Origin of the sequence: Flavobacterium circumlabens, assembly GCF_004345565.1 — a bacterium.
Taxonomy (GTDB): domain Bacteria; phylum Bacteroidota; class Bacteroidia; order Flavobacteriales; family Flavobacteriaceae; genus Flavobacterium; species Flavobacterium circumlabens.
Genome location: NZ_SLWA01000010.1, coordinates 1 through 21118 on the forward strand (window position 1 = coordinate 1; position 21118 = coordinate 21118).

18 protein-coding genes are annotated in these 21118 nt (G+C 34.6%); 7 read left to right on the forward strand and 11 right to left on the reverse strand.

All coding sequences use genetic code 11. From position 1 onward, the window contains the following. The first annotated feature begins 517 nt into the window (after positions 1-517). From EV142_RS19955 to EV142_RS19970, 5 genes are all read left to right on the forward strand, one after another. Positions 518-1549, forward strand: coding sequence for a helix-turn-helix domain-containing protein (locus EV142_RS19955; protein WP_238698597.1), 1032 nt, complete (start codon positions 518-520; stop codon positions 1547-1549). Positions 1550-1637: 88 nt separating this feature from the next. Continuing rightward, a complete protein-coding gene (locus EV142_RS24475; RefSeq protein WP_238698600.1) occupies positions 1638-1814 on the forward strand; it encodes a hypothetical protein in 177 nt (58 codons plus the stop codon). A 44-nt stretch (positions 1815-1858) separates the two neighbouring features. Next, positions 1859-2176, forward strand: coding sequence for a hypothetical protein (locus EV142_RS24480; RefSeq protein ID WP_244606817.1), 318 nt, complete (start codon positions 1859-1861; stop codon positions 2174-2176). 468 nt (positions 2177-2644) lie between these two features. Then, positions 2645-3781: a helix-turn-helix domain-containing protein gene (locus EV142_RS19965; RefSeq protein WP_132037615.1), complete on the forward strand. Its 1137-nt coding sequence runs from the start codon at positions 2645-2647 to the stop codon at positions 3779-3781. Between the two features lie 88 nt (positions 3782-3869). Then, positions 3870-4424, forward strand: a complete 555-nt coding sequence (locus EV142_RS19970) for a porin family protein (RefSeq protein ID WP_132037616.1) — start codon at positions 3870-3872, stop codon at positions 4422-4424. Between the two features lie 176 nt (positions 4425-4600). Here the strand turns inward: EV142_RS19970 and EV142_RS19975 are convergent, their stop codons facing one another. The 11 genes from EV142_RS19975 to EV142_RS20025 form a co-directional block, all read right to left on the reverse strand. Beyond that, a complete protein-coding gene (locus EV142_RS19975; protein WP_132037617.1) occupies positions 4601-5725 on the reverse strand; it encodes an acyltransferase family protein in 1125 nt (374 codons plus the stop codon). 247 nt (positions 5726-5972) lie between these two features. Next, positions 5973-6572, reverse strand: coding sequence for a CDP-alcohol phosphatidyltransferase family protein (locus tag EV142_RS19980; RefSeq protein WP_132037618.1), 600 nt, complete (start codon positions 6570-6572; stop codon positions 5973-5975). Positions 6573-6655: 83 nt separating this feature from the next. Beyond that, complete coding sequence (locus tag EV142_RS19985) at positions 6656-7555, reverse strand: hypothetical protein (RefSeq protein ID WP_132037619.1); 900 nt, start codon at positions 7553-7555, stop codon at positions 6656-6658. Beyond that, complete coding sequence (locus EV142_RS19990) at positions 7555-7917, reverse strand: hypothetical protein (protein WP_132037620.1); 363 nt, start codon at positions 7915-7917, stop codon at positions 7555-7557. Before EV142_RS19990 ends, EV142_RS19985 begins: the two co-directional genes overlap by 1 nt. Positions 7918-8038: 121 nt before the next feature. Next, a complete protein-coding gene (locus EV142_RS19995; RefSeq protein WP_132037621.1) occupies positions 8039-8722 on the reverse strand; it encodes a hypothetical protein in 684 nt (227 codons plus the stop codon). Between the two features lie 71 nt (positions 8723-8793). Continuing rightward, the gene (locus tag EV142_RS20000) at positions 8794-9396 is read right to left on the reverse strand and encodes a hypothetical protein (RefSeq protein ID WP_132037622.1); all 603 of its coding nucleotides are present in this window, start codon (positions 9394-9396) and stop codon (positions 8794-8796) included. Between the two features lies 1 nt (position 9397). Further along, a complete protein-coding gene (locus EV142_RS20005; protein WP_132037623.1) occupies positions 9398-10657 on the reverse strand; it encodes a polymorphic toxin type 23 domain-containing protein in 1260 nt (419 codons plus the stop codon). 60 nt (positions 10658-10717) lie between these two features. Next, positions 10718-11254, reverse strand: coding sequence for a hypothetical protein (locus EV142_RS20010; protein WP_132037624.1), 537 nt, complete (start codon positions 11252-11254; stop codon positions 10718-10720). Positions 11255-11272: 18 nt separating this feature from the next. Continuing rightward, complete coding sequence (locus tag EV142_RS20015) at positions 11273-17848, reverse strand: RHS repeat-associated core domain-containing protein (RefSeq protein WP_158286354.1); 6576 nt, start codon at positions 17846-17848, stop codon at positions 11273-11275. A gap of 4 nt (positions 17849-17852) precedes the next feature. Continuing rightward, the gene (locus EV142_RS20020; protein ID WP_238698602.1) at positions 17853-18308 is read right to left on the reverse strand and encodes a T9SS type A sorting domain-containing protein; all 456 of its coding nucleotides are present in this window, start codon (positions 18306-18308) and stop codon (positions 17853-17855) included. Positions 18309-18806: 498 nt separating this feature from the next. After that, entirely contained in the window at positions 18807-19091 is a 285-nt protein-coding gene (locus EV142_RS20025; protein ID WP_132037626.1) for a hypothetical protein, read from the reverse strand. 582 nt (positions 19092-19673) lie between these two features. Between EV142_RS20025 and EV142_RS20030 the strand changes: the two genes are divergently transcribed. After that, positions 19674-20276, forward strand: coding sequence for a DUF4255 domain-containing protein (locus EV142_RS20030; RefSeq protein WP_132037627.1), 603 nt, complete (start codon positions 19674-19676; stop codon positions 20274-20276). After that, complete coding sequence (locus EV142_RS20035) at positions 20273-21115, forward strand: hypothetical protein (protein WP_132037628.1); 843 nt, start codon at positions 20273-20275, stop codon at positions 21113-21115. The genes EV142_RS20030 and EV142_RS20035 overlap by 4 nt, the downstream gene beginning before the upstream one ends. The last annotated feature ends 3 nt before the right edge of the window (positions 21116-21118 follow it).

Genomic DNA, 21118 nt, shown 5'->3' on the forward strand with positions numbered 1-21118 from the left:
TGGACCCTCGAGTACACTCATGATCAACCAATCAAAAATATTTCATATAAAAACAATGTAGTTTGGGCATTCTCTAGTGAAAAAATAATTAAACGTTATTTGCAATAATTGAGTAATCTAATAGTATGGTTTGAATTACAAAATTTAATATGTAATAATGTCTATTTTTCTTAAATCATCCAGAAAATGGTTCGAGAATTGTCCCGTTAGGGCTACTAAGACAAAGCTTCAGAGAAATCTGGAGCTTTTTTTGTTTTAATCTATTTGAGGAATTCAAAAAAATTTATTTCCACGATGTAAAAGTTCATTTTTAGTTAATCATTTCTTAATTAGGTAAGGAAATTTTCAGAGTTAATTTAAATTCGTTCTCGAAATCCGGACAAAGCCCTTTAAAATATTAGCTGCAAATTTAACTTTGATTTACTTAACACTAATAAACATTGCGATTTTTCAAGGAATAATTTTAGGCTTAATTATTTTAAGATCGTCATTATTCAATAGTTCATCTAATAAATATTTGGCTTACGCGATATTTACTCTTTCAATACTTTTATTGAATCTTGTGCTGGATATGGGGGGAGCATACAATTCGATACCTTTTCTACGTCTTCTTGACGACGTTGAATGGGCATTTCTTCTTCCCGTTTTTCTTTTTATTTTTATTTTACGTCGTGTTGATCATACTACAAAAAATAATAAAAAAACACTATTGCTATTTGTCCCCTTTGGATATTCAGCCATCCTTAATATAACGCATGACCTTGATGTTGTTTTGGGTCTTTTTAAGTTTCCAAATTTTGCAAATAGAATAATCGATATACTTGATCTGATTGAATATCTTGTAGTCTTAACATTCATCCCTGTGATGCTGTTCTATTCATATAGATTACTAAAGTATTCGAAAAATTTACCGGAAAAAAGATGGCTTAATATCTTGTGGTCAATCTTTGCTGCACTCTTGTTTTCTTGGGATGCCACCCTATTCATTGGATTAGTTTTTCAATATGACATCTCCTATGTTTTGAAAATGCTAGCATTATTTGGAACATTTCTAATTCATTGGACTGCCTATATCGGCATTTATAAATATAACCTAGCAAACAACAAAGATGGAATTCAAAAATTCTTAAAAAATGAATTATTAGTTCCTAATAATAATTTACTTATTGACAACGATGAGAAAGAAGAAAATAAAGAATCTATTACATCCGATAATCTTTACTTTCAAAAACTTGATCTTCTTTGCAAGGATCATCATATTTATACCGATTGTACATTGAACAGAGAAAAAATCGCTGAAAAATTAGGCATAAGTGCTGGTTACCTTTCTCAGATAGTAAATACAACAACCGGAGATAATTTTGCTAATTACATCAATCAATATCGAATAGAAGCAGTCAAAGAAATGATTTTAAATTCTGAATATGAAAATTATAATCTATTGACTATGGGACTAGAATCAGGTTTTACTTCAAAAACTACTTTTTACAAAGCTTTTAAAAAAGCTACCGGTCAAACACCAAATGAGTATCGAAATTCTAATAAATAAGTACCGATTTATACAATTTTAAGTTTTTGGCACCTTAGTTATTCTTACTTAAGTGAAGTTTGACATCAAATAAATTAACTAACTTTTTATGAAAAAAATTTTATCTGTTATAATGCTATTTTCTGCATTTCTGGCCAGTGCACAAAATGAAATAAACGACAATTTGTATGAGAAAAATAATGAAATTACGTTCAATGCACTTGGACTTCTGAATGGGACAATTCAGGTAACTTTTGAAAGACATTTAAATAAAAATCATCCCTAGGGATTACTTCTACATACGTGTTTAGTAACAATATAAATGATGATTTGAATTATTCTGTTTCGCCTTATTACAGAAGATATTTCGGTAAAAAATATGCTGCTGGTTTTTTTGTTGAAGGATTTGGGATGCTGACCTCAATCGATGGAAAAAAAATATACAATTCTGATGACCATTCAATATTTACCGAGAATCCTGATGTCACTGATTTTGCTCTTGGTGCAGGTTTAGGCTGGAAATGGGTCAGTAAAGGCGGATTTCTTATTGAAGCCAATATGGGTTACGGTGCTCTTTTATTTAATGCAAATAAAACAGACCATAATATTGTCAATAAAATTATGTTGAATGTTGGCTATCGATTTTAAAATATTTAAGTACGAACAATTTTAAACATTTAATTAAAAAGTCTAATTACAGTATTTATATATTTTTTAAAAGCGTCTAAAACTTCATGAAAATCATTTATAAATTGGTTAGATATTTGAATGTTTCCCGCTACTAAGACAAAAGCTTCAGAGAAATCTGGAGCTTTTTTGTTTTAAAATCTTAGCTTTTGGACTTATATCCGGAGCTTTTTTCATTTATTTAAATTTACAAAACAATGTCTGATTTAGATTGCGGGTGCAAAGTCCGAAGACATTCTAACAGCTTTCATGAGAACTCTTCGGGGAGCGGGTCATTTTAGTTAATCATTTCTTAATCCCTTAAGAAAGTTATCAGTATTACTATAAATTCGCCTTATCAATCCGTATGAAATAAGCTATGTTTTAAAGAGTGACCTGTTACCATGATATCCCAAAACAAATCCTAGAAACAACTTTTATCTTAAAAAATTGATTTACACAACACTTTTAAATATTGCGATTTTTCAGGGAATAATCTTAGGCTTAATTATTTTAAAGTCTTCCTTATTCAATAGTAATTCAAATAAATATCTGGCATATTTACTATTTACACTTTCAATTATTTTACTGAATCATGTTTTTGAGATTGAAGGTGCCTTTACTCCCTATCCTTTTCTACGCTTTATTGACCACATCGAGTGGGTATTTCTAATACCTGCTTTCCTATTCCTGTTTATCATAAACCGGACTGATGATACTGTAAAAAGCAAACAAAAATTTTATTTGTGTTTTATTCCATTTGCCTATTCCGCTTTCCTTAACATTACATACGATCTTGATCGTGTTGCAGGAATTTATACTATTCCTGAGTCAGGCATCGGTCTGATCAAAATACTTGGTCTGATTCAACTTATTTTAGCCGTTACATTCATCCCATTCCTGCCGCTTTACTCTCATTTTATGATAAGACATTTAAAAGATTCACAGGAAAAAAAATGGACAATTACCTTATTAACAATTGTTTCTTCACTGCTATTTGCCTGGCTTATTACTTGTCTGGCAGGCTTATTTCTTCAATATGACATTTCTTCTACGATGAGCGTCCTGGCTTTATCTGCAACATTCATCATTCATTGGACAGCTTATATAGGCATTTACAAATACAAACTTGCCAAAAACAAAGATGCTATTTTCAATTTTCTAAATAAAGATTTAGCTCTTTCCTATACCCCTCTGCAAATTGTAGAAAATAACAAACCTGAAGAATATAGGGAATCTATCACGGCAGATAATCTTTATTTTCAAAAACTGGAACTTCTTTGCAAAGATCAGCACATTTATACGGACAGTACATTAAACAGAGAAAAAGTTGCTGAAAAATTAGGCATAAGCGCGGGATATGTTTCACAAATTATAAACACGATAACAGGAGATAACTTTGCCAATTACATCAATAACTATCGGGTTGAAACTGTCAAGGAGATGATCTCAAATTCTGAATATGAGAACTATAATTTGCTGGCGATGGGATTAGAATCTGGCTTTACTTCAAAAACGACTTTTTATAAGGCCTTTAAAAAAGTTACCGGTCAGACACCAAATGAATATAAAAATACCCCCAAATAAGTACCGATTTATACATTTTTAAGCTTTTGAAACCTTTTCTAATTTTTCTTATGCGAATTTTGGATTTAAATAATTCAAAACACTTTTTATGAAAAAATTTTTAGTACTAGCTGTAGTTACAGTTTTAGGATTTACAAATGTTAATGCCCAAAAAATTAAATTTGGTGCTAAAGGAGGTTTAAACTTTGCCTCTGTCAGCGGAGATAATACCGAGGGTATTGATGTCGTAACATCATTTAATTTTGGTGTTTTATCAGAAATTCCCGTTTCCGATAAATTTTCCTTTCAACCTGAATTAATGTATTCTGGTCAGGGATATAGTTTCAATGATAATACAATTGCTTTAAATTATCTGAACATTCCTTTAATGGGAAAATATTATTTAACAAAAGGATTGAGTCTTGAAGCCGGACCACAAATAGGTTTTTTACTTTCTGCTAAAAATGATAAGACTGATGTAAAAGATTCGTTTAATACTTTTGATTTTGGTGTTAATTTTGGCTTAGGCTATAAACTTGACAATGGACTTAATTTTGGTGCAAGATATAATCTGGGACTAACAGATATTAATAATTTAGATAATTCTTCGAGTAAAAATAAAAACGGAGTGTTTCAATTATCTGTTGGTTATTTCTTTTTCTAAAACTTAATAATTTCATCGCTTTTTTTACCATGGTTGGGACCAAAAATTAGAAAGCTTAAATAATTAAACTAAAAATCCTTATTCAAAAAAAGAATAAGGATTTTTTTATGATGCTTACAGGTTCTTATAAAGAAATAATCCGTTGACTGTTTTTACATACATTTAATGAATAACATTCATATTTCTTTTATGGTTTTGTTCCTTATTTTCATAAATGGTTTTTCTATTGTCAAGTGAAGAATGTAGGCTCCTAAAACACAAGTAATTATACAAATTAGAAGCATTACATTATTCTCTATTTCATAATCTTTTAATAGCTGGTGGGTTGTATGAATTATTCCTTTATGTGTCAAATAAATTGAAAAAGAAAGATGAGCTATAAGCGTTGTGATTTTTGAATTCATTTTATATAAAAAGCTAGTAGGACTAATCGAACCTGCCACCATAAAACCAAAGCCAAGTGCAATTAATGGAAATCCAAAAACAGATGCCTTGAAAGTCAGTAAGTCTTCACACAAAAAATAAGCAGCTGTCAAAATACATAAACTTAATAGAATAAATTGATTCCCATATTTTGAAAGTTTAATCCATACATCTGGTGAAAATTGATAAAGTCCTGCAATAGAAACACCAACTAAAAGTCCGTCTAAGCGATTGTAAGTCGGATAGTAAATAAATTTATACCAGTACATCCAACTATTTTGTTCACCAATTTTCGGCAGATACCACTGATTAAAACTATAAAATCTAATCGCAAATCCGAATAAAAATAAGCCTATTAATAGCCAATATGATTTAGAGAACAGTTTTGAAGTCTGTAGAAATATTAAAATAATTGGCAAAAAAAGATAAAAATGTTCTTCTACACATAGCGACCAGCAATGTGAAAATGTTCCGTAGTCCTTTAAATTAAGATTAAAATTCTGAGTAAAAGTAAGAAATCTCCAAATTGCAGGTAGTGCTTCTTTTTCTCTGAAATACGGGAAGCAAAAATAAATGCCAACTGTTGCTAAAAATGCAGGAACAATTCTAAAAAATCGTTTGATGAAAAAAACTTTAAATGAAATTAATTGCCCTTTTTTAATTTGTAGAAATAGTTGAGAAGAAATTAAAAATCCGCTTAACACAAAAAACAAATCAACTCCTGTCCAACCAAATGAAGCTACATCAGGAAGCCATTCGGGTTCTCCGTCACTTAGAATATAATAATGAAAAAAGAAAACTAAAATAATAGCTAAAGCCCGTAAATGATCAAGCCCATATAGTTTTTCAGGAACTTTAATCTCTAATTTATCTGTCATTACATCTTTTTAATTTTTCGCTGAACTGTGAACAAACATAACACTTAACTTTTCAATATACACGAAAAAGAAAAGTGAAATTTAAAGTTTATCATTCAAGCTAAAAAAAAGTAAAATCTTGCTGCAGCTTTATAAAAATTCCCTGTAAAATGGTTAGCTATTTGACTGCTTCCCCTACTAAGACAAAGCTTCAGAGAAATCTGGAGCTTTTTGTTTTTATACTAATTCGTAATACTGAGTAAAATAGTTAACTATTAAAAAAACGATTTTTTTTAAATCCGATTCCACGTCTAATTAAATAGGCGTGATAAGAACTGGGAATATCATGTTGCCACTTTGGTAATATCAAAATAATCAGAATAACATCTGCATGGGAAATAAAAGCCATGATGATTGCAACGGCAAAAGGTATTCCCGTATGCCCAAATCCGATCATTGATGTAAATGCAAATAAGAGCGTAAGTCCCCAAACTTTTGATAAAAAAGCATGCGTACAGGTTTCCTTTTGAAATTTTATGATACTGATTACATAACATAATCCTTCCATAGCAAAAACAGTGAAAATATAATATTTGTTTTCACTTATCAATTCAGGATAGAGTAACCATGAACTTATTCCTATTGAAACCCAGAATATCATGTCGACCTGACTATCTAATCTTCGCAATTTTTCAGTAGAGCAATTTTGTTTTCTGGCAATTATTCCATCCAGAATATCACTAATTAAACCCAGATACATTAGAAATAAAATTAGTACCGCTCCTTTGGTACCCAATTGCCAGGCAATAAGTAGAATTAAAGGTGAAAGAAGTAATCGTAAGAGAATAAGTTTTTGAGGTGTGTTCATTCTGTTTTTAATAAATTTCATATTCGGCTCTCCGAAGTTTTTTTAAAAGCTAAAAATTGCTGTGTGAAGTCTGCTCAAATAAATCATTTTTTTAACTGCATGACTTTTTCTAATAATGGTGCTAATTTATTTTCTGTAATGGTATCATTATTCCAAAAGCTCATACAACAACTAACATAATTCTCACGTACTTTGCTTGCAACATAATAAATAGTCAACGTTTTACCTCCCGACATTCCTACCAGCAAAGATTTACCTCCTGTAAAGCCATATATCACTCTTTTTGCTTTAGCTTCATTCCCTTCAAATACTACATCAACCTCTTCTTCAGCAATAACTTTTCCTCCTCTTGCACTCTTTGTTAGAGTAAACTGATTATTAATGGCATTTTTTGCACTTTCAAGGGTTTTATGAACAGACCAATTCATTTCTCCATAATAGGGACATTGAACCGTATTAACATTAGTCCAGTAACAACTGTTTCCCAATTTTATTTTTCTTCCTGCAAAATCAATACTGTCAATTATAGTAGCTTCATAAACCTCATCTGGAATTTCATTATTCAGAATCCGGTTTATATAAATGTGTTCAAATTCTTTATCCGGTTTCTCATAATAACCAAAACTAAAAACGGTAACCCTTTTATCTTTATCCTCTACAAAATAATAAGAATTAAATTGCTCCATATTTTCAGCAACTTTTCTGGTGTTTGTGACATATAAATTATTATATGCCAGATTTTCATCTTTAACCTTTAAATCACTCTCTTTTATGGAATACTTTCTGTATATTTTTTTTAATCCTTTCTCAGAAAATTCATTACTAAATGTTTGGCTTGAAAAATCAACTCCATCCACATTATAAAATACTGCCGTTTGATTAGTAACAGCTTTAAGTCGTTTTGCAAAATCATCTTTTTCCTGTCCAAATACGGCCGTTAAAAGAAAAAAAAAGTTTCCAAATAAAAATATTTTTGTCTTCATTATTTTACGATTTTAAAAGTATAAACAGGATTTCCGTCCTTTCCTATTGTTTTAATCCAATTTTGAGATTCTTTGGGATCATTGTATTCTACGCCATCAACGGGAAAGATTTCAAATTTTTGAAACCAATTTTCAGGACTCACATCATTTCTCATTTTTACTTTACGCGCTAAAACACTGTCATTTGGTTTTACGGTAAAAGGAACATTTAACAAAAATGGCCCCATCTGACTATATTTTACTACTGCTGCACTAAAATTAACTTCTCTATCTGAAGTATTTTTCACATAAAAAGTACTCATGGTGTAACTTCCACAACTCATAAAAGTCAGGATCAAACTAACAATTAAAATCTTCTTCATTTTCTCTATATTATTGTGATTATTATACTAAAATCTTTCACTTAGTCAATTCAGCTAATACAACTTGAATAATAATTTTAGAAATACCCTTCTGGTACGAGAGTATAAACATTTAAATATTCTACTGCTTGCGAGGAAAAAAAGAATCAAATTCTTTTTTTCCTAAAGTATTATCCATTACTTTAAATTCAGGAATGCCTGCGAAAAAACCCACTTTAGTGCCGCATTTAATATAATAGTCCTTTCCTAAAAGAATGTCTAGTTCTACTGTTTCTTCCTTTTTATTATTCACCCAAATTAAATATTTCGCTGCCTTTTTAACTTTAATAGTAATCTTTAAATTGTTTCTAATCTTTACCACTGAATCACCGATATGCAACTCATAACCAATAAAGTAACCTCCACCATATCTATAGATATTTATATTGGCATAATCATTAAATTTTATGGAGTCATCGACATCTCTTTTGTTATCTATTTGACTTGAATTTACTTTTAAAATATCAAACTTTATAATATGTATCGATTTACGATTACCTTCTAGTGGTTTGTGGTAAACAATTTTAATTGCATTTCCATTATTTTTTATAGCCTCCTCTTTTGCTTTTTCGATCAATGAATCATAGTCCAAATTTTTCTTAATTATATTTCGATTGTACTTAATTGATCTTATTTTTTTTGAATTAATTGGAACTTGATCATTAATGTTATAGACCGTAATGTTTTCATTTTTGGTTTGATATTCATTTTGTCCAATCTTGCATGAAAATGAAATGAGTAATAAAAGGATAATGAGTTTTTTCATAATTATTTTATTAAGCTTAGTGATTCTTGCGTTTTTTTTTTGAATCTAATTTTCAAATAAAAATTTATTTATTACTTCCTGCTTTTATGCAACCCTTTTTTGTACCATTTTTTATTTTTATAAAATAGTTTTGTACTGTCAGGTTTAATTTCCATTTTATAAAATAGTAATGTCTTTGGCTTGTCTAATAACTCTATCTTTCTTAAATATGAATAGGACGAAAATAATTTAATCGTACTATCATTTACAATTATCCCTTTATCTTCTATAACCCATCTCCTAAAAAACTCATTATTATTAGCTCCAAATACTTGAAAACAAATTGTATCGTTTGAAATGGAATATTGACCAAATACATCAGGTTTTATTTTGTACTTTTCTTGATATTTTACCATTCGATTATATTCTTCATCCAGATAATATTTTGGATTTTTCCAAAAATTCTTATCCTGTGAATTTGGCAAGCAAAGGCCATTATTATACAGATAATAACACTCTTTTGAATTTATATATCCATTTACAGAGTCAACTACATAAACTCCATTTGTTTTTAATTTTACTGATTTTTCAAACCGTACAGGTTTTTCATAATTGGAAAAACCTTCCCATTTAACGGGACCAATTCCACAAGATGAAATAAATAGTAAAATGAGCATATAAATTGTCTTTCTCATATTAATTAGAATATAGAGTCAATGGATTATATGTGAAATTTTGTTGAAATACACTTGGTAATGATCCTAAATTAGTATTAAAATAAGGCCCTTTTACAACGTTTTTATGAATTCCATTTTGAAATAAATCTTGTACTTCTGGCCCATCATAACCTAATCTTTGTATATGATTTCCTCTTCTAACTCCAATATACATTCCCGCAAATATTCTTTTGCCACTAGTGTAAGTATAAAAAGGTTTTCCTTGATTTTTCTTGCTAGTAGCACTTGAGCTCCATATTGGAGAGATATAATCCTCATTACCTCCTTTTCTATTTGGTTCTTTTGAATGATATTCACTATCAGGTGGTGATGTTGTATATAAATTAAAACCGTATGAATAACTTCCAATACCTATCTCTGCTGCTGCTGTTCTTGCTTTATCCCCGCCAACAAAAGCATCATTTGTCATTTTAAAACTAAAATCTCCGCTACTATATCCTACCATCCAATTATTTTGTGGATCTTTCCCTCCAAAATTTGTAAATCCAGCTGAGTAAGTATTTGTGCCATCAGAATAAGAAAAGCCACCCCCCAAGGTATATGCACTTACCCTTGCTGTTGTATTCACTGAAAAACTCCATTTTCTACCATCACTATATCCTACGCCTCCAGCAATACCAATGGGAGCACCTCCAGTACCAAAGGCTATCGCTGGTGAAACACTAAAACTCCAATCACCTACCTGCACACCATAAACAGGCATCATTCCTGCAATCAAACCCGATGCAAATGCGTTTATTAATGCATTTGATGTAACAGTACAAGACATTGAAGCATAACCTCCACTGACCCCTCCTATGATTGCTCCTCCTAAAACAGATATACCGAATTGTCCCCAACTCCAATTACCTGTCTGAATTGCCTGTGCAGCATATCCGGCTCCACCTGAAACTGCTCCGACTATTGCCCCAACAGCAAAAGCCATCCAAAACCATTCACCACTCGGATCCGTATATTTTAAAGGATTATTCCAGCAATACCCGTATCGGTTATAACTCTGAGTATTATACGGATCTTGCACAAAATTATCCGGCTGTAAAAAACGATGCAGTTTAGGATCGTAGACACGGCCGTTCATATTGATCAGCCCTACACTCTGCAAATGTTCGTGTCCGGTGTATCCGCGATCTAAAACGGTGAGACCAGTAATCGTATTTCCGGCACCATCCTGTACCTGTGCAATATTTCCCCAGGCATCAAACAGGCGTTTTTCGATCACTGCACCGGCCTGATTGGTTATGGCTACTATCGATCCTTGATAACCTCTTTGTAAATGATACTAATCTTGTTTAATAGCATCTTCAGGAATTTTATCTTTAAATATTTCTTTGTACCGCTCTAAGTCTTCAGACGAATTCACGGGATAATTCAGGAGCAAAATACTATTATTAGGATTGCCTTTTTGATAAATAACAATGTAATCACAATTGGTTTTGGGAGTAATATTCGGAATAACTATGTATTCATTCTCTATATTTTTAGTAACATAATGCTCACTACCTACCAAGTAAGAATAAGTTATATCATTGCGAGCAGAGCCTCCTCGCAATGATGTTTTATTTGAAATAAACACTTTTAAAACTTTTCCTCTTGTCATTTCAAAATTACCCATGAGATGATTAAAAGATCTATTTTTTTCAAATCGGTCATAAGCTAGAAATATTGATCCAAGACTTAAGAGTATTAGTATAATTTTTAGCTGATTGTTCATGCTGTTGTAATTTCTATAGCTATAATAGCTGCTACAAATAAGAAATACAACCATACAACATATGTATATTTTCGTTTGATCGCTTAAAGCACTGAATTCTTTCATAGTTTTATAAGTTTATAGCTATAGTCTTGGTCTGACCCCCCAATTTCTCGGGCTGCTTGATCGTGGTACAAATTGAAATCTTGGAGGTTGAATTGTAAATGTAGTTGTAAGTACCGGATATGGCAATATCCTATATGGCATTGACTGAAGTTCCAAATATTCCATAGTTGCTGATCTTGTATAGGATAAGTTTGTAGTTGATGAAGAATAAGAAATATATCCGCCAAAGGCCCCGCTTGCAAAACTGCTAGCTATAGCCGCAGGATCAGTTGCTTTTTTGAATGCATCTTCAAAATTATCTCCCTGCATAATATTACCTGTCAAATTACCTGCAAAACTTGACCCTACCTCTTTAGTTGCTCCAGTTAAAATCGAATTTGTGACAGTATTTGTACCTAAAATACCTGCTGGAAGAACTTTATCAAATCCGACACCAATACCATATGACAAAAAACCCGTACCAGCACCAATTAATGTGTTTCTTCCAATACTCATTAAATCATCACCTTTAACTGCTGAATTTAAAAAATTCTGCGCTGCACCAGCCCAAACTACTCCATAAGGCCCGCCATATACCGTTAAAGCCCCAGCAATAGCTCCAGATGCTGTAAATCCGGCAAATTTACCCCAGTTAATATCTGAGAATTTTCCAGTACCTCCAGTTATGTCATTCCAGTTCTGATAAACATTAATCGCAGCACTAACTACAATTATACCAACTACGATTAAAGGTACAATTTCCCCACTAGGATCAGTATAAACCAATGGATTATTCCAGCAATACCCGTATCGGTTATAACTCTGCGTATTAAACGGATCCTGCACAAAATTATCCGGCTGTAAAAAACGATGCAGTTTAGGATCGTAGATACGGCCGTTCATATTGATCAGGCCAACACTCTGCAAATGCTCGTGTCCGGTGTATCCGCGATCTAAAACGGTGAGACCAGTAAGCGTATTTCCGGCACCATCCGGTACCTTTGCAATATTTCCCCAGGCATCAAACAGGCGTTTTTCGATCACTGCCCCGGCCTGATTGGTTATCGATAGTATCGATCCCTGGTAATCCCGTTGTAAATATAAATAATCAGATGTTGTTCCGTTGCTTCTGAGTACGATTGGTGCTGAGTAGCCATCACCGCCAATGTAGGTGATGAATTCAAAAGTGCCCGTTGTCCTGTTGTGCTTAATCTCCATACTGCCATCGGCTGCATAATATTTTCGTAAAGGCCTTAGCAGAATTTCATCCTCCAGACCTCCATAAAACATAGTACTTCGGCCGTTGCTGTCATTGTAGGTAAAGCTGATTTTATCTACCCCTGTTTCGTCTATTTGTACCGGACTTTTAAAGGTATTGCAGCTAATGTTCAGTTCCCTGTCGGCAGTAACCGGATTGCCTGTTTTGCGAATCTGAACATCATCAAACCACACATTGCCCAGGCCATTGTTATCCAGACGGATATTCAGCTTTTTGATATTGGCGGGTACCAGAACTGTTTTTTCAATTTTGGTCCATTGTTTTTTAATCCCCGAAACCGCATTATCGATCCCTGTGAAATACCCCGCTTCGTTTTCTTTTTTCATGAACAGGAATATTTCGGCCTGCGGATTGTCACTGTACACCCATGCCGAATAGGTATAGGAAGTAGCAACCGCATTGTCAATCGCAATCCATTTATCGGAGTGCAGGTATTGTTCTGTTGTGGTGGTATTGGCTATTTTCAGGGCTGTTTTACCCGTATGAACATTTGCAGTATCATACGTATACACCATTGAAGCCGGGTATTTTGCCAATCCGAAACCGCTCTTTTCTTCCATGCCGTCACTGTAAATTCCCTCGCGGTTGGCATAATACGATAAGGCATCTGCTTCCACCGGATTGATGGAGGTCTGCTGATACGGTTTCGCTTTTTGAGTGTACTGATAGGTTCCTAAATTATTTTGTGTTATCCTTCCCTGATCATCATAGGCCTGTTTCTCCTGTACCCCCTGACCATTGGTAAAGTCAGTGAGGCGATCCTGGCTATCGTAGTCAAAACTTTCATTTCTGTTAAACATACTATTGGTGCGGCTGTTCAGATTTCCTTTTTTGGCATCAAAATCCGTATTTAAAGTCAGTATATTGACAGAGCCGGCAGTTCTGTCGTATTTCAACTGAGACACTAAACCAGAGCTGCCATAGGTATTGGTTACCGTAGTGGGTCCGTTTTGTGCGCTGGTGAGTTGCCCTCTTGCGTTTACGGCATTGGTCTGCCATAAAACAGCATTGGTATCGTTGTCCAGTATTTGCCAGTGCGCTCCGTTTTTATAGGTGTTTTTTATGGTTTTGGAACTTGACTTTCCTCCTGCCGTCGCGCTTGACTTTTCGGAAGCGACCCGCCCGAAACCATCATAGCTGAATTCTTTTGTAAACACGGCATAAGGCGTCTGCTCTGTTGTTTTGGTGATTCTTTTTGAAGCATCGTAGATAATCGAATTCAGTATGGTATGGGCTCCGTTAGTAAAGTCTTCGAATTTACTGCTCAACAGCAATTTACTGGACGGATCATAAGTATAGGTCGTCTTGGAATCAGTTTTCGTACCGAAAATTGTTTTTTGCGTTACTTTTCCGAAGGCATCCAGTGTATAATTGGTCGTTCCGTTGGGAGTCGTTTCTTTTGTAGTTTCTCCAAGTGCATTGTATTCATATCTATACGTACCCGCAGAGGAATCGACCAGTTCTGTTTTTCTTCCCCAGCCATCCTGCGAAATAGTGGTTTTTACCCCGGCATAACTGGATTCGTAAAGATTTCCGTTTGGGAAATAGGTGTAGGTAATCGTACCTCCCGGAGTATCGGTGACAGCTACTACATTTCCGATGGCATCCTTAACCGTTGTTTTCGACTTTGTACCGTCGTTTACCGTGGTACTCAAACCGGAATAGATGATACGGGTGGTCTTTCCGGTAAACGAACTGTGCTCCGTGACCCTGCCGTAAATATCATATTTTGTTTCGTTCCATTGGGTTGGAACGTTTCCGAAATAGGGTTCACTTACTTTATAATTTCGATCGTAAATGTCATAGTCGTAATCGACATACGAGAACGTTCCCGCAATATTTTTACTGCCTTCCCTTATTTTTCTGCCAAGATCATCAAAGGTTTCCACTGTAGAGCTGCCATCTTCTGCAGTTGCGGTAATGGTGGTTTTGTCGCCATTGCGCGCATAAGAGTACGTATTGTTCTTACCCAGATAATCTGTTGTTTTGATTTTCTTAAACCAGGAATCGTAGTCATAAGAAGTGGTTAAGCCGTAAGGATTTGTTTCGGACAACAATAATCCGTTGCCCTGATTATAAATAAAATTAGTAGACAAGCCTTCTATATCTGTACTTCTGATTAAAAAACGGCCTGAAGCATCGTACAAATAACTGGTTATACGCGGTGCAAGTCCTGTTGCCAATATGGTCTTTTTGATGATATTGCCAAAGCGATCGTATTGGTTGTCTTCGGTTATATAATCTGTATTAGTTCCTTTCTTTTTAACCTGTGTCAGCAGATTCCCGGAATAGGAATACAGTTCTTCGGTTGACATCGTTTTTCCGGCAACGGTAATACTTTGGTTTTTACTGATCGGCTGCCCGACAATATAAGGTGTTGCTGAAGAGGTATTTGCTGATGAAGGAACATTATAGGCTATAGTAGTTACAGTACTTTGTAAAATCGTTTTTCCTTCCTTTACCACTGTTGTTGATTTGAGAGGGTTGTTGTACCCATCATAATCCGTAACCGTCTCCGTACCTGTACCTTCCAAAGTATTTACTTGTTCTGTTTTTAAAGCTTTAAGTTTAAATACCTTATTGCTTTGCAGGGCATCTGCAGCCGTATTATAAGTAACCGCCGATTTTGTAATGAAGGTGTCGGACAGATAATTCGCAGAGACAAATCCCAATACCGAATAATTTTCGGTATTGGCACCTCTCAGTCCAACGTCATTTCTTGAGATCGTAGCGATAACTTGTGAGTTGTCCTTGTACCAATTGGTTCTCATTGCGGCCCGAAAACCTAAAAAGCCCAATCCCTGACTATTGGCCACAGCCCCATAATAATTGAAGGATTGTTTTTTAGAACCTGCAGCACTGGTTTTTTCCAGCATTTTTACGACTTTGAAAGTAACAGCGGTTTTAATATCAATATTGGGGTAGGTTTCCGTTAAAGGTGCCGGTGAATAGATGGTTTCATACGGATCCTGTTTTAAGGCACTATAGGTAATTGACTCGGTAACTCCATTGCCTGTAGTCACTTTTTCCAACAGTACATCTTTCCTGTGGTCTGTGGCGCTATTGAAAGACTGAATAGCGTTGTCACTAATTAAGGAATATTCCAGATTTAGATTTACTTTGTTATGGTTTGTAAAAATGGGAATTGGATATCTTTTTGCCGCTGCAAACTGCGCATTGGTGTTCAACAAATTAAAAGTGATTGTATTTCCCGTACCGGATGTATTTTCAAGCAAAACCAATTTAGTAACCTGAGACTCTCCTCTTCTTGCATAAATGTTTCTTTTTTCAGACAGGATATATTCTACCGTAAGGTTCTGCTGGTACAAAATATCTGTTTTACCGTCGCCATTAAAATCGTTTGCTACAAAAGATCCTTCGTTTAGACTATAGGTGTCCAAGGGGTAGCCAAGAACACCATAGTAGCCTACTTTTGAAGTATAATAGGCCAGCCCAATCTCCGTATTGAATGTACTGAAAGTCGTTCCTGTAGAAAAATAAAAGTTCCAGCTATCTGTATTAGTAGCCTGAGGAATTACAAAATCTGTTTTGCCGTCTCCGTTATAATCTCCCATGAGAATTTGCTTATCCAAAACGATCCCTTCGTCCGTTTTGACAAACAATAATTCAAATTGTTTTTTATCGTTCAGCTCATAAACAGCAACCTTTCCCTGATCAAATACATAGACATCCGATTTACCATCTCCGTTAAAATCGGCCACTATTAATTTACTGACAGATCCTGCATTGATTCGGCCTGCATCGGTTACAAAATTTGAGGTAACATTCTTATCTAAATTCACTAAATAAGTTGTACCATAATGAGTGCTTGTGGCATTAAGTACCTGACCGTCACTATCACAGGGCCCCAGATAAGAGTAGGATGTGTTTCTTTCGACAACAATAATATCGGTGATACCATCTCCGTCAAAATCTCCGCTTAAATTAGATTTTGCTATTTGCGCGGTAAGTTCGCGAGGTTTTCTGTTACGTTGTACACAGCTTAAAGGGTGTTCTGAAAAATACGTTATAACCGGAAAATCATACTTCTTTTCATCATATTGTACAATTCCCATAATTCCCTGAAAATAAGTGGTAAAACTATTTTCCTTAACCACAACCCAGGCTTGCCCCGGCATTACTTTACGATCATACCCCAGCCAGGTTACCGGAAAAATTTCCTGAAATGAGCCAACGGACTGTTTGGTGCCGAAATTCACATTTCGTGTCGTAATATCGGTATATAGGCTGTACTCCTTTTTTGCATTGTCTCCTTTGGTAGGATACAAAATAAGATCCAGCTGGCCATCACCGTCAAAATCACCCGAAACATATTCGGCGTTTGTGAAACTAACTCCTGAGAGATCCAGTATTCCGGAATTTTTAACCTTTAGGGCACCTCCGCCTGCTTCAGTATGGTATTCAAACACTGTTGGTTTATATTCTTTACTGTTGTCTCCATTTTTCTCTGTAATACCAGTTAACCTTTGATAGCCTAAGGAAGTAGTATCGTAACTGAGTGCATAATTTCTAAACCCCACACCATTTCCTGTTATCTGGATCTTATCTAAAATAGTATTTCTTAGCATACTCTGACCACCCACATATTCCTGCTCAGCTCTTTCTTTCTGCTTATAAATAAATTTTATTTGATTGATTGGCGTCGCCCCTGATCCTGAACCGTAATTAATAGTGGAGATATTCAGGGTATTATTGGCTAAAAAATACGTATAACTAATTCTTACGCCCTGGGGATTTTCCCAATAGGTAATGGCCCAGTCTGTTATGGAGCAGGAATCTGCAGCACTGCCATAATACGCCTTCGAACCATCCGGATATTCTACAATAAAATAAGCAGGTCCATAATTTATTCCTTTAGAATGAACGCCATAGGAGGTAATTTTGATATTCGAAAAGCTTTCCGTTTCATAGGCCGTGCCGTTCAGACCATATATTTTATTCGTGCCGTTTTTAACCAGTAAACGCTGCCCGTCCAATGCAAAACGATCTAAAGCATCAAAGTCTACGGGATCAATAGTCCCATCGTGAAATTTCGTTGACGGAATTCTGGAAATCGCAGAAATGCCTCCTATACTCCACCCATATCCGGCGATGCCGTTTCCGCCCTGACTGTTGTAGGTTAGGCTAATCTGAGGTACTACTCCGTTTATACCGGGCGGTACCGCAATAGGAATGGTATAATTTGCAGCTCCGGTTAAAGACACTGCTAACTGACCTTCGGTAACACCCACTTCTATTGATGAACCAATGGGTGCAGTCTGGGCATGTACCCATACGCCAACTAAAAAAACAAGGACAAAATAAAAATTTTTCATATCGTTATTGTTTGATGATTTTAATAGCTTTTTGAGAACCATTGCTGTAGTACAGCATTATGGCATAGATTCCTGCGGAATAATTTTGAAAAGGGACGTTCAGCTCATTGACACCTGAGCCGACTGGATAGGTTCCTAAAACCTGACCTGAAAGAGCGAAAACCTGAACCGAAGTCACCCCATTATTTTCCTGTAGTTGCCATTTCAGATACAAAGTTTCTTTGACCGGATTGGGATAATAAGAAAGAACCTCTTCCGATGAAAGTGGTAGTCCCTTTTCCTCCGCCAAAGCTTCAACTTCTTTTGTCTGATCTTTTTTGCCCGTTGCCGAGGGACATTTTAAACACAAAGATCTTTTTACCTGATTGCCGGCAGCATCGTATTCGAATACAATTTTATTGCTTTGTGCATTTGATAAGAAGGAAACCAGGAACATCATAAACAGGACTTCTTTTTTCATATGTGAGATTTATTTTTATAAAAACTTATCGTATTGTACGAAATAAGCTAAAAAAATAAACATCCACAATACCCTCTTTCCGGTATATTTCAATCAACCAAAAGGAATATTTTTAACTAAATGAGGTATCAAAATGGATATAAGGGCATAAAAGCAACCCTTTTTTATTAAAAGATTTTGAAGCTGTTTAGGACAGAAATGTTGTGCTTCTAAGTTTAGCGCACGGCTTCTCACTCCGATTGTTGGAAAATTTAAATTAAAATCAACTTTCTCAACTTCATGTTTTCAAAAATTTCTGTTGTAAATCTTTTGTTGTAAAAAAATATTCAACAAAAATATTTCAACAGCTTTGTTGTAAAATGAAAATCAAAATAAAATTTTACAACAGCAAAACTGAAAATAAAATCAACTTTCCCACACTTGAAAATGCATAACCAAAAAAAAAGCCCCGCAATAACGGGGCTTTTGTGGTATTTGCAAAATTTAAATCCCGACAAATTAAGTTGCTTTCGCAGCTTTAATAGCAACGCAGGCTTTCTGAATTTGCTTGTCTGTAAACGGGGACAAAGTTTCAGCCAGATTCCTGCTGGTTCTGAGACAGCTTAGCATTTTTTGTCGGAGCTCCTGATCATTGCCGAATTCGGTTTCGAGCATTAACTCGAAAATTTCCTGCAAATACAGAGGCTGTTCTTTAAAATTTCCTTCAAACCAAAGGTCGGAAAGGAAATGAACTACGGATGGCACTACATCCTGATGCGATGTTTTTTGATTTTCATTTTGCATAATAATGACTTTAAGTTAGCCCTTATAGGTATTTTAGCAAGACAAAGATATCTATTATTAAAATAAAACAAGTGTTTACTTACAAAAACATTACGTACTTCAATGAAAATAAATCTTGCTCCTTACTTATAAAGTGAAAATTCAAAAGTATAACAGAATCGAATTAGTAAAAAAGCTGCAATTTAAAATATTTCATCTCAAATTAAAAAAACGAACATTTTGTTTTTATTGAATAATGTCTTACGGTCTTACAACTGTTTAACTTCCTATATTCCTGAAAATAAAACTTCACTATACAAACAAACATTTAAAAATCAGTATTTTAACCTGTACAAAAAGGGTGTTTTTCCCCTTTTTTGATACCTCTTCCTTTGTATAACTTCGACAATTCAATTAGTACTCGATTTAGTACCAATTGAAAGCACGTCGGAAGCCCCCACTTCTTTATTTTAAAATCTAAGCCTTAGATCGCATCCCTTTAGCAAATTCAAATTATGCTGTCATAAACGGGATTGTATTTTAAAAAATAAAAATACCTATTTGATTCGCCATACTATAGAATGTATTAAAACCTATTATAAGATGATTTTTGAAGTTATTCAGATAATTACAGAACAAGTAAACAACTATCTCGACGAAATCGGATTGGATAAAACCGTTGTGGCTGAAAATATTGCTTTTTTAGAGTCCCAAAACGAAATCGTATCGGCTAATTTAGAAGATAAAGTAGCACTGACCTTAATCAATCTGGATGAGGAATCTACCTTAAAGAACTTTCCGAATCATGCGATTGAAAACAATAAAACCATTTATAAAAACAGTGTTATTAATTTAAATCTGTATTTACTTTTTAGCGCCAATAGAAATAAATACATCAACTCGCTGAATGATATTTCGAAAATCATAGCCTTTTTTCAGGGCAAAAAACTCTTTACACAAGCCAACACTATTTACAACCGAAATAATGTTGCCATGACCAATATTGACAACTTCAGATTCTCGGTAGAGCTCTACACGCCCACTTTTGAAGAGCTGAACTATATCTGGGGAACGTTAGGCGGTAAACAATTTCCGTCGGCTTTGTACAAAGTGAGCATGATACAAATTGAACGCAATATCGCTCAAAGCGAAGGACAACTGATCAGCAGGGTCAAAGGTATAACCAAAACAAAAGAGCAATCATGAGTTTTAATCTTACATACGGATTGTTATTTGAAGTAACATTTTTACACAATTATTTTCTGAACAGTGGTGAAGATACGTATGCCGGTATGTCGACACCGGATAAGGAAAAGATGCTGCAAAAATTCGATTATGATTCCTTTGCCGCTATCACCCCAACCGTAGAAACCCAAACAAGGTTAAGAAACTACAAAATGGCGTTTAAACCAACCAAAACGGGAATCCGGGTATACGTTAAAGTGAAAGAAGCCGATGAAACTGATCCCTATATAAGTCTTCCTCCTGATTTGAAACTGGACTTTATCGTGTCTGTCAAGGACTATCAGTTTGAGAATTACACCGATTTGGAATTTGTCCCGGATCAACTGTTTTTATTCAGCAACGTCAAGCCTTCCACTGAGCCGGTAACGTTTAAATACATTTCGAAAAGCAATGAGAATGTCCTGATTTCAAATGCCTATTTAGTATCTGAAAAAACAACAGCGCAATTCCTATCCGAACTTCATACCGCAGAAAGACAAGATGTTTTCGGAATCCTGTCCCTGAGCATGAAAGCCGATACTGCTGCAAAAAACATTGTGACTGATTCGGGCAAAATGATTACACCCAATTTTAAGATTCATTTTGACAACAGGAAAACGCTTTGGAGATATATCAACAGGAAAACAGCCATCACAATTAGAACCAATGCCGTCAAGCCCCTAACCTATTCGGGTTTTGTTGAAATTGATCCGGCGGCAGACTTTACTCCCTCTCAATTACCAGACACTCAATATCCTAATCCATCTGTAAAATCAATAACAAAAAATGATGGTGATTATTATTCGGAAATATTTATTTAATAA

Bases quoted from the DNA above. Each gene is read 5' to 3' on its own strand.
- EV142_RS24475 (WP_238698600.1), top strand. From the start codon at position 1,638: ATGAAAAAAATTTTATCTGTTATAATGCTATTTTCTGCATTTCTGGCC.
- EV142_RS20025 (WP_132037626.1), bottom strand. From the start codon at position 19,091: ATGCAAAATGAAAATCAAAAAACATCGCATCAGGATGTAGTGCCATCC.
- EV142_RS20020 (WP_238698602.1), bottom strand. From the start codon at position 18,308: ATGAAAAAAGAAGTCCTGTTTATGATGTTCCTGGTTTCCTTCTTATCA.
- EV142_RS19985 (WP_132037619.1), bottom strand. From the start codon at position 7,555: ATGAAGACAAAAATATTTTTATTTGGAAACTTTTTTTTTCTTTTAACG.
- EV142_RS20015 (WP_158286354.1), bottom strand. From the start codon at position 17,848: ATGAAAAATTTTTATTTTGTCCTTGTTTTTTTAGTTGGCGTATGGGTA.
- EV142_RS20000 (WP_132037622.1), bottom strand. From the start codon at position 9,396: ATGAGAAAGACAATTTATATGCTCATTTTACTATTTATTTCATCTTGT.
- EV142_RS20035 (WP_132037628.1), top strand. From the start codon at position 20,273: ATGAGTTTTAATCTTACATACGGATTGTTATTTGAAGTAACATTTTTA.
- EV142_RS20030 (WP_132037627.1), top strand. From the start codon at position 19,674: ATGATTTTTGAAGTTATTCAGATAATTACAGAACAAGTAAACAACTAT.
- EV142_RS19970 (WP_132037616.1), top strand. From the start codon at position 3,870: ATGAAAAAATTTTTAGTACTAGCTGTAGTTACAGTTTTAGGATTTACA.
- EV142_RS20010 (WP_132037624.1), bottom strand. From the start codon at position 11,254: ATGAAAGAATTCAGTGCTTTAAGCGATCAAACGAAAATATACATATGT.
- EV142_RS19995 (WP_132037621.1), bottom strand. From the start codon at position 8,722: ATGAAAAAACTCATTATCCTTTTATTACTCATTTCATTTTCATGCAAG.
- EV142_RS19980 (WP_132037618.1), bottom strand. From the start codon at position 6,572: ATGAACACACCTCAAAAACTTATTCTCTTACGATTACTTCTTTCACCT.
- EV142_RS19975 (WP_132037617.1), bottom strand. From the start codon at position 5,725: ATGACAGATAAATTAGAGATTAAAGTTCCTGAAAAACTATATGGGCTT.
- EV142_RS19990 (WP_132037620.1), bottom strand. From the start codon at position 7,917: ATGAAGAAGATTTTAATTGTTAGTTTGATCCTGACTTTTATGAGTTGT.